This is a genomic window from Nocardia sp. NPDC058497, from assembly GCF_042720195.1.
GTDB lineage: Bacteria > Actinomycetota > Actinomycetes > Mycobacteriales > Mycobacteriaceae > Nocardia.
The window spans coordinates 9259-10944 of sequence record NZ_JBHXMY010000039.1; the positions used below are offsets into that span (position 1 = coordinate 9259).

Annotated in this window: 2 protein-coding genes; both read left to right on the forward strand. The window is 70.8% G+C overall.

All coding sequences use genetic code 11. The features are described 5' to 3' along the window. Positions 1 to 180 precede the first annotated feature (180 nt). Positions 181 to 849 carry an MspA family porin gene (locus ACFWPJ_RS05015; protein WP_378847313.1) on the forward strand — a complete coding sequence of 223 codons (669 nt, stop codon included), beginning with the start codon at positions 181 to 183 and terminating at the stop codon, positions 847 to 849. A gap of 42 nt (positions 850 to 891) precedes the next feature. Further along, positions 892 to 1560, forward strand: coding sequence for an MspA family porin (locus ACFWPJ_RS05020; RefSeq protein ID WP_378847315.1), 669 nt, complete (start codon positions 892 to 894; stop codon positions 1558 to 1560). Positions 1561 to 1686: the final 126 nt, after the last annotated feature.

The following is a 1686-nucleotide window of genomic DNA, read 5'->3' on the forward strand; positions in this document are numbered from 1 at the left end:
AATCTAAAAACCAATAAAAACACCCGAAAATATCCCGGTTTGGGCACCTAAACCCGGGGGCGGGGGGGGGTTTCTCCCCGCCCCATCGACGGCCGCGATGCTCGGCGGAGCCTTCGACGCGCCCCGCACAGGTGGCCTGCGCCGAGGAGGTGTGACCGCTCGAACCTGATGAGGGGAAGTATGAGAATCAACCGTATTCGCGGTGCCCGTGGCCTGCGTGCCGCCGGCACCGGTGTGGCCGTGCTCGCGCTGGGCGCCCTGGTGGCCGGGACCGCCGGCGCCGACGCGTTCGTGCCGCTGCCCGACGGCGAGCGTGCCGGGCCGGGTGTCACGGTGAAGCGGACCGGCGAGCGCGCCCTGGTCTCCCCGTCGCTGGCCGCCAACGGCGCGGGCCGCGTCGCCTGGGTCTCGGGCACCGTGACCGCCGATGTCACCGCCACCCCGGAGGGTGAGGTCGGCCCGAACAACGGCCCGGCGAACAAGCCCGGCTCGAACAACTCCTCCACCCACGGCGCCTCCCAGCTCAACACCGGCTACATCGTCGGCTGCCAGGTGGCGATCGGCGACGACGCCATCTCGGCGGGCCTGTCCGGTGGCATCGACCTGTCCGGCGGCAGCCTCGGCGGCTCGGTCGGCCTCGACCTCGGCCCCGGCGAGGTGAAGTTCGTCCAGATCGAGAAGAAGGACATCCTGAAGGCCGGTACCTACTCGGTCGAGTATCAGGACGTCGAGATCGAGGTCCAGGGCTGCGGCGGCTACGCGCAGGCCCGCTCCTACAGCGTCGTGGAGATCATCGGCGACCACTACTCCAAGACCACGCTCTACGGTGCCCCGTTCAGCATCGGCTGAGCGCACTTGTCGAGACCGCAATCGATCCGAGGAATGACAGACATGATCGACCGTAAGAATTCGGCCCGCCTGGCCGGTCTGGCCGGTGCCGCCGCCGTGACGCTGGGCCTGCTGTCCACCGGTGCGGCCAACGCCGACACCTTCGTGCCGCTGCCCGGCGGCGAGATCGTCAAGACCCTGTCCGACGGCACCACGGTCACCGTGCGGCTGGTCGGCGAGTCGGCCAACATCAACCCGTCGATGGGTTCCACGCCGGTGCACCGCAACGCGTGGGTCTCCGGTAGCGCGCAGGTCGAGGTGTCGGGCGAGAACGCCAAGGGCGGCAAGATCTACCCGGGCTACGTCGTCGGCTGCCAGGTGAACATCGACGGCGGCGGCGTCGAAGGCGGCGTCGAGGGCGAGAGCAGCTGGGACGGCGAGGATGTCAGCGTCGGCGCCAGCAGCGGCGCCGAGCTGAGCCTGGGCCCCGGCCAGGCCAAGTCGTTCTACGTTCTCGACATCGAGAAGGCCGACGACTACGGCAACGAGGACCACGGCACCAACAACAAGTTCAAGGGCAAGAGCGGCTCGGTGACCTGGGCCGACACCACCATCGGCCTCAGCGGCTGCGCGGGCTACGCCCAGGCGCGCGCCTTCGTGAAGGTGAAAGTGGAGACCGCGAACGTGAACTCGGTCGTCACCCTGTGGGGCCAGCCCTTCAGCATCGGCTGATCTCGGCAACCCGGCAGGGGGGGGGGGGGGGGCGGGGGCGGCGGCGCCGCGCCGCCCCCCGGCGGCGCGGCCGCCCCCCCGCGCGCGGGCGCGCGCCAGGGGGAGGGCGTGGGGGGGGGGGGGGAC